This window comes from Micromonospora foliorum, assembly GCF_022229015.1.
Classification (GTDB): Bacteria; Actinomycetota; Actinomycetes; order Mycobacteriales; family Micromonosporaceae; genus Micromonospora; species Micromonospora foliorum.
In genome coordinates this window covers 1-6,027 of record NZ_JAKKFF010000172.1, presented here as the reverse complement: position 1 = coordinate 6,027, position 6,027 = coordinate 1, and the positions used below count along the sequence as shown (strand labels likewise).

Here is a 6,027-nt window from a genome sequence, read left to right as displayed (position 1 = left end):
GCCGATCTGTGTCGGCGGCCCGGCCGGGCACACCGGTGTGGGCGAGCTGGCTGGACCACACCGAGCCGGGGCCGACCGACGTGCTGCGTGACCTGGCCGTGGCCGGCCACCGCCGGGCGGTGCTGGTGCCGCTGCTGCTGACCGCCGCGTACCACCACCGGGTGGACATTCCGGCGGCGGTCGCCGCGGCCACGCGGTCCGGGCCACCGCTGGCGGTACGGGTGACCGATGTGCTCGGCCCGGCGGACGACACGCCCGATCCTGGCCTGTTGGCCGGGCTGTGCCGTCGGCTGGGTGAGACACGTCCGGGTCGCTTCGACGCGGTGGTGCTGGCCGCGGCGGGCACCCGGGACGCGCGGGCGCGCCGCTCGGTGGGTCGGGTCGCCGATGCGCTCGGCGTGGAGTTCGGGGTGCCCTGTCGGGTGGCGTACGCGTCGGCGGCTCCACCGGCGGCCGGCGTGGCGGTGTCCCGGCTACGGGCGTCCGGCGCGCGCCGGGTCGCGGTGTCCGCGTACTTCCTGGCACCGGGGTTGTTCCACGACGCGGTGACGGAGGCGGCTCGGGCGGCGGGCGCGGTGGCGGTCGCCGCGCCGTTGACCGACGCACCGGAGCTGGTCGAGTTGGTGCTGCGTCGGGTCGACGACCGGCCGGTGCTGGCGTCGACGGGCTGACCCGTGCCGGCACGGTGATCCGGCGCCGGACAGCGGAACGCCCCGGCGGGCGAACCCACCGGGGCGTACAGCTATGTCGTTGGGGATCAGGCGGAGTGAGCGCGCAGCACCCGGAGACCGCCGCGCCGCTTGACAGCGCGCCGCTCCTCCTCGCTCATTCCGCCCCAGACGCCGGCGTCCTGACCAGACTCGAGTGCCCACTGAAGGCACTGGTCGGTCACGGAGCAGCGCCTGCAGACGGCCTTGGCCTGCTCGACCTGCAGCAGAGCCGGTCCAGACGTCCCGATCGGGAAGAACAGCTCTGGGTCCTCGTCGCGGCAGACACTATGGTGACGCCAGTCCATGGCGGCAACACTCCTCATTCTGGATGGGTGGCGAACAATTGCTTGTCGTGCTTTTCCTATATGCATCCGCAGTGCCGATGGTGACAGTTAGCGTCCGTCCATTCGGCAGTGCGTGAGCAGGCGTTCAGCGCCGGGGACCTGCTGGAACAGCTCAACCTGACGAGCATATCCAGGCAATGTCCCGGTAACTCAAGTCCGCTTGTGAATACTTTCACGAACAGTCGCGATGTCAAGGGTGACGCTCGGAAAAACTCCGGGCGGTGAGCAAGCCCACAACCCATTTGTCCGGGTTCCAGTGCTTTCCTGGTTACCCGCCGTGCCACAGTCGAGGATCAATATAGTACAGTCCGCGTGACATTGCTGACATTTCCGGCACCTGCCCCTCGGTGTGGCGGCGACCATGTCGATCGGTTGTGGCCACCGTGTCGACCAAGGGCAGTACCCGAGACCTAGCAGATTACTCTCAGTGCGGCGGGAACGGAGGTGAATCTGACTTTCTCCCGCTCGCCGAGATAGTCCCCGTCCAGCTGGAACGCCTGCGGGCGGCTGGAGACCAGCGTGAACTCCGCCGTGTCATGGAGTCGTAACACCTGCCGGCCGCGAGGATTCGGTTGCCGGGACAGGAACTGCGTCACTGTCCGTGTTGTGCTAGCCACCCGGAGCTGACGTAGGGCCAGCACATCCAGCCCGAGATCGAACGACGCCGCCGGGTTCGGGTTGACCTCCCGGTCGCCCAGGTACGTCCAGGGCGCCGTGTTCTGGATGATGACGGTGGCCAGCTCGGCCTCCGCCGCCTCACCCGGACGCTCCAGGACGATCGCCGGGTGCCGCCGGTCCGAGGCGAGGAAGTACTGGTTCATGATCGAACGCAGATAGAGCGACGGCGTGGACACCCGCCCCTTCCGCCGGGCCTGCTCCACCCGGTGGATCACCGCGGCGTCCAGGCCGAACCCGGCGCAGAAGGTGAAGTAGCGGTCGTCAGCGAGGCCCAGCCCCACCGTCCGGCTCCGGCCCAGCCGCAGCCCTTCCAGGATCATGCTGGTCGCCTCCGGCCACTCCCGGGGCAGACCCACCGCGCGGGCGAACACGTTTGTCGAGCCACCGGGGACTGTCGCCAGCGCGGGCAGCCGCTCGGCCATCGGGGCATCGCCGGCGCGACTCGGCGGTTCGGCCGTCATCAGGCCGTTCACCACCTCGTTCACCGTGCCGTCGCCACCCAGGGTGACGACCAGGTCGACCCCCTCCGCGGCTGCCTCCCGGGCCAGCGCCACGGCGTGCCCGCGCCGACGGGTGTAGCGCACGCTGAGATCGACTTCGCTGCGCAGCGCCCGGACGAGCACGTCCCGGCTGCGTTCGCTGGTGGTGGTGGCCTTCGGATTGACCACCAGGACGGCCCGCATGGGCGGCACTGTACCTCTCGGCAGCCCGGGTATCGTGGCGCGCGTGACCATCGACTCGGACCCGATCCCCGTCACGCTCCGCTGGGCGGTCCGGCTGCTGTGGGCGGAGGCGGCCGTCGTCGGGCTGATCGCCGTCTGGCTGGTCTGGGCCGACCTCACGGCCACCCGCACCGACCTGCTGGCGGCGTTGCTGGTGACCGTGTTCGCCATCGGGGCGGCCGTGGTGCTCTGGGCGCTGGGCCGGGCGCTGCTGCGCCGTCAGGCGGGCGCACGGGCCCCCGCGATCGTGCTTCAGCTGATGCTGCTGCCCATCGGGTGGTTCATGATCCAGGCGGGGCTGGGCTGGCTGGGTGTGCCACTGATGGCGCTCGGCCTGGGCGTGGCCTGGCTGCTGATCTGCCCTCCGACGACCCGCGCCCTCGGCTTCGAGTGACCGCGCCCGCGCGTCGGGTCGGTCAGTAACCGCCGGAACGGCGGGTGAGCAGCGCGATCGTGGCCCGACCGTCGGCGGACGTGGCGGACGCCGACGTGGTCAGCGCGGTGAGCACCTTCCAGGCGAAGGACGACTCGGCGGGCAGGGTGGCGCCACGCACGGTCGGCACGGTCACCTCGACGGTCAGCGCGTCCTCGGTGACCGCGAAGCGGCACTCCAGCTCGGCGTCACGGGTGGCGATGGCGAGCAGCATGGCGCACGCCTCGTCGACCGCGATCCGCAGATCCTCGATCTCGTCGAGCGCGAACTGCAACCGGGCCGCGAGACCGGCGGTGGCGGTGCGGAGCACGCCGAGGTAACCGCCGTCGGCAGGCACCGTGAGGTGCACCACGTCGTCGTCGGTCGCTGGCTGGCCAGTCAGTTGAGTCACGCCTCATCCCCCCGGTCGGGGACTCTACCCGGTCAGTCGCCCGTACGCGTGCCGACGGTGGTGGCCTGGTCGGCCAGCTCGTGGAGCGCGTCGCCGCTGAGCCGGTAGGGACCCCACTCGCTCATCTGCTCGGCGCCGATCGAGGCGTAGAAGCCGGCGGCCGGATTCCAGTCGAGCATCCACCACTCCAGCCGCCGGTAGCCGCGTCGTACGCAGATGTCGGCCAGCGTCGCGAGCAGCAGCCGACCGGCGCCGGTGCCCCGGGCGGCCGGCCGGACGTAGAGGTCCTCCAGGTGGATGCCGTGCACGCCGGCCCAGGTGGAGAAGTTGAGGAACCACAGCGCGAAACCGACCGGCTCGTCGTGCTCGTCCACCGCGACGTGACCGAAGAGCGCCGGCGTCGGAGCGAACAGGGCCGAGGCCAGCTGCTCGGTGGTGAGGTGGCACTGCTCCGGGGCGCGCTCGTACTCGGCCAGCTCGTGCACCATGGCAACGACGGCCGGCACGTCCTCGGGACGTGCCGGCCGGACCGTCGGGATGACCGGTGAGGTCACGCCTTCTTGGTCTCCCAGAAGATCTTCGAGATCTCGTCGATCTTCCCGAGCAGCTTGTCGGCGGTGGCCGGGTCGAGGCTGCCCTTGACGCCACCGGCGCCGGCGAGCTTGGTGGCCTCGTTGAACAGCTGGTGCAGCTGCGGGTACTTCTCGAAGTGCGTGGCCTTGAAGTAGTCGGTCCAGAGCACCCAGAGGTGGTGCTTGACCAGCTCGGCGCGCTGCTCCTTGATGATGATGGCGCGGGTGCGGAACTCCGGGTCGGTGTTCGCCTGGTACTTCTCGCAGATCATTTTGACCGATTCGGCCTCGATCCGGGCCTGAGCCGGGTCGTAGACACCGCACGGCAGGTCGCAGTGAGCGCTCGCGGTGACGCGGGGCGCAAGGATGCGCGGAAGTCGCATCGGGATCCTCCATGGGAAGTTTGCGATGATCAAAGGCGACATTACTCCTGGGAATGCTCCCCGAACCGGGTGGAGGTGAAACCAGTGGCCGCCGATCACCCGGCTGAGGTGCCCCGGTTGCGCAGGCCGCTGACCGCCGTTCTGGTGACCGGCCCGTCCATGGCCCCGACCCTGCGGCACGGCGACGCGGTACTGGTTCGTCCCGGTGGCCGCCCGATCCGCGCCGGCGACGTGGTGGTAGCGGTCTTCCGGACCCGGCCCGATCTGCTGGTGGTGAAGCGTGCGGTCCGGCCGCAGGACGGCGGCTGGTGGCTGCGCGGCGACAACGACCTGATCACCGACGACTCCCGGGCGTACGGGGTGGCCGACGTACGCGGACGGGTGGTGGCCCGCTACTGGCCGCGCCCCGGACGGGTGCCTCGCCGCCAGTTATGACCCTGCTCACATCCGAGGGGTGGTGCCGACACTATGCTCGGAAAGTGCCCGGGTGACCCCCCGCACCGCGTGCCACCGCTCGCCGCCCACCTCGCGGCGGGGCCGGCCGCCTCACATCTGCTCGACAGATCCTGGAGTCACCACATGTCTTCGTCCACCGTGGACCCCGCTGATCCCGTCTTCCTGCTGCACCGGGGCGGCAAGATGGCCGTCACCTCGACCGTGCCGCTCACCAGCCGGGAGGACCTCTCCCTGGCGTACACCCCGGGGGTGGCCCGGGTGTGTGAGGCGATCGCCGCCGACCCCGCCCTGGTGGACGACTACACCTGGGTGTCGCACACGGTCGCGGTGGTCACCGACGGCTCGGCGGTCCTCGGGCTGGGCAACATCGGCCCCCGGGCCGCGCTGCCCGTGATGGAGGGCAAGGCGGTGCTGTTCAAGCAGTTCGCCGGGGTGGACGCGGTGCCGGTGTGCCTGGACACCCAGGACGTGGACGAGATCGTCGCCGTGGTGCGGGCGCTGGCACCCTCGTTCGGTGGGATCAACCTGGAGGACATCAGCGCGCCGCGCTGCTTCGAGATCGAGCGTCGGCTCGACGAGGCGCTGGACATCCCGGTCTTCCACGACGACCAGCACGGCACCGCGATCGTGGTGCTCGCCGCGCTGCGCAACGCCGCGACGCTGCTCGACCGCAAGCTCGGTGACCTGCGGGTGGCGGTGAGCGGCGCGGGCGCGGCCGGCGTTGCGGTGACGAAGATGCTGATCGCCGGGGGCGTCAACCCCGACCAGGTGGTGGTCTGTGACTCCAAGGGGATCATCGGCCTGCATCGCACCGAGCTGACCGGCACCAAGGCCGAGCTGGCGGCGAGCACCAACGCCGACGGCCGCCACGGCGACATCACCGAGGCGCTGCGCGACGCGGACGTGCTGATCGGGGTCTCCGGCGGGCAGATTCCCGAGGCCGCGGTGGCCGGGATGGCGCCCGGCGGGATCGTGTTCGCGCTGGCGAACCCCACCCCCGAGGTGCACCCCGAGGTGGCCGCCCGGCACGTCGCGGTGGTGGCCACCGGGCGCAGCGACTACCCCAACCAGATCAACAACGTGCTGGCCTTCCCCGGGGTGTTCCGCGGCGCGTTGGACGCCGGTGCCACCCGGATCACCGAGGGAATGAAGGTCGCCGCCGCAGACGCCATCGCCGGTGTGGTGGCGGAGTCCCTGACCGCCGACGCGATCGTCCCGTCCCCGCTCGACCCGCGCGTCGCGCCGGCCGTGGCCGAGGCGGTCGCCGAAGCCGCCCGCCGCGACGGCGTCGCCCGCCGCTAGTTCGCATGCGGCCGGGGCTCCGGCGCAGCATGCGCC

Annotated in this window: 9 protein-coding genes; 4 read left to right on the top strand and 5 right to left on the bottom strand. The window is 71.0% G+C overall.

The window, feature by feature from the left end; all coding sequences use genetic code 11:
- The coding region (locus PSH25_RS14125; protein WP_238659530.1) for a sirohydrochlorin chelatase at nucleotides 1-671 on the top strand (671 nt) is incomplete at its 5' end.
- An 86-nt stretch (nucleotides 672-757) separates the two neighbouring features.
- Here the strand turns inward: PSH25_RS14125 and PSH25_RS14120 are convergent.
- Together PSH25_RS14120 and PSH25_RS14115 are read right to left on the bottom strand one after the other, a co-directional pair.
- The gene (locus PSH25_RS14120) at nucleotides 758-1,015 is read right to left on the bottom strand and encodes a WhiB family transcriptional regulator (RefSeq protein WP_088950012.1); all 258 of its coding nucleotides are present in this window, start codon (nucleotides 1,013-1,015) and stop codon (nucleotides 758-760) included.
- A 449-nt stretch (nucleotides 1,016-1,464) separates the two neighbouring features.
- The gene (locus PSH25_RS14115; RefSeq protein WP_238659529.1) at nucleotides 1,465-2,415 is read right to left on the bottom strand and encodes a diacylglycerol/lipid kinase family protein; all 951 of its coding nucleotides are present in this window, start codon (nucleotides 2,413-2,415) and stop codon (nucleotides 1,465-1,467) included.
- Nucleotides 2,416-2,458: 43 nt separating this feature from the next.
- Between PSH25_RS14115 and PSH25_RS14110 the strand changes: the two genes are divergently transcribed.
- Nucleotides 2,459-2,848: a hypothetical protein gene (locus PSH25_RS14110; RefSeq protein ID WP_238659528.1), complete on the top strand. Its 390-nt coding sequence runs from the start codon at nucleotides 2,459-2,461 to the stop codon at nucleotides 2,846-2,848.
- Nucleotides 2,849-2,870: 22 nt separating this feature from the next.
- Here the strand turns inward: PSH25_RS14110 and PSH25_RS14105 are convergent, their stop codons facing one another.
- From PSH25_RS14105 to sodN, 3 genes are read right to left on the bottom strand one after another with little or no spacing between them, the layout of a single operon-like run.
- The gene (locus PSH25_RS14105) at nucleotides 2,871-3,278 is read right to left on the bottom strand and encodes an ATP-binding protein (protein WP_030336681.1); all 408 of its coding nucleotides are present in this window, start codon (nucleotides 3,276-3,278) and stop codon (nucleotides 2,871-2,873) included.
- Between the two features lie 32 nt (nucleotides 3,279-3,310).
- A complete protein-coding gene (locus PSH25_RS14100; protein ID WP_238659527.1) occupies nucleotides 3,311-3,832 on the bottom strand; it encodes a GNAT family N-acetyltransferase in 522 nt (173 codons plus the stop codon).
- Entirely contained in the window at nucleotides 3,829-4,233 is a 405-nt protein-coding gene (gene sodN, locus PSH25_RS14095; RefSeq protein WP_203149355.1) for a superoxide dismutase, Ni, read from the bottom strand. Before sodN ends, PSH25_RS14100 begins: the two co-directional genes overlap by 4 nt.
- An 84-nt stretch (nucleotides 4,234-4,317) precedes the next feature.
- Here sodN and PSH25_RS14090 point away from each other — a divergent pair, with 84 nt between their 5' ends.
- Nucleotides 4,318-4,668 carry a S24/S26 family peptidase gene (locus tag PSH25_RS14090; RefSeq protein WP_220090464.1) on the top strand — a complete coding sequence of 117 codons (351 nt, stop codon included), beginning with the start codon at nucleotides 4,318-4,320 and terminating at the stop codon, nucleotides 4,666-4,668.
- A 144-nt stretch (nucleotides 4,669-4,812) separates the two neighbouring features.
- Nucleotides 4,813-5,991 (top strand): NAD(P)-dependent malic enzyme, encoded by a 1,179-nt coding sequence (locus tag PSH25_RS14085; protein WP_238659526.1) that lies wholly within the window; start codon nucleotides 4,813-4,815, stop codon nucleotides 5,989-5,991.
- Nucleotides 5,992-6,027: the final 36 nt, after the last annotated feature.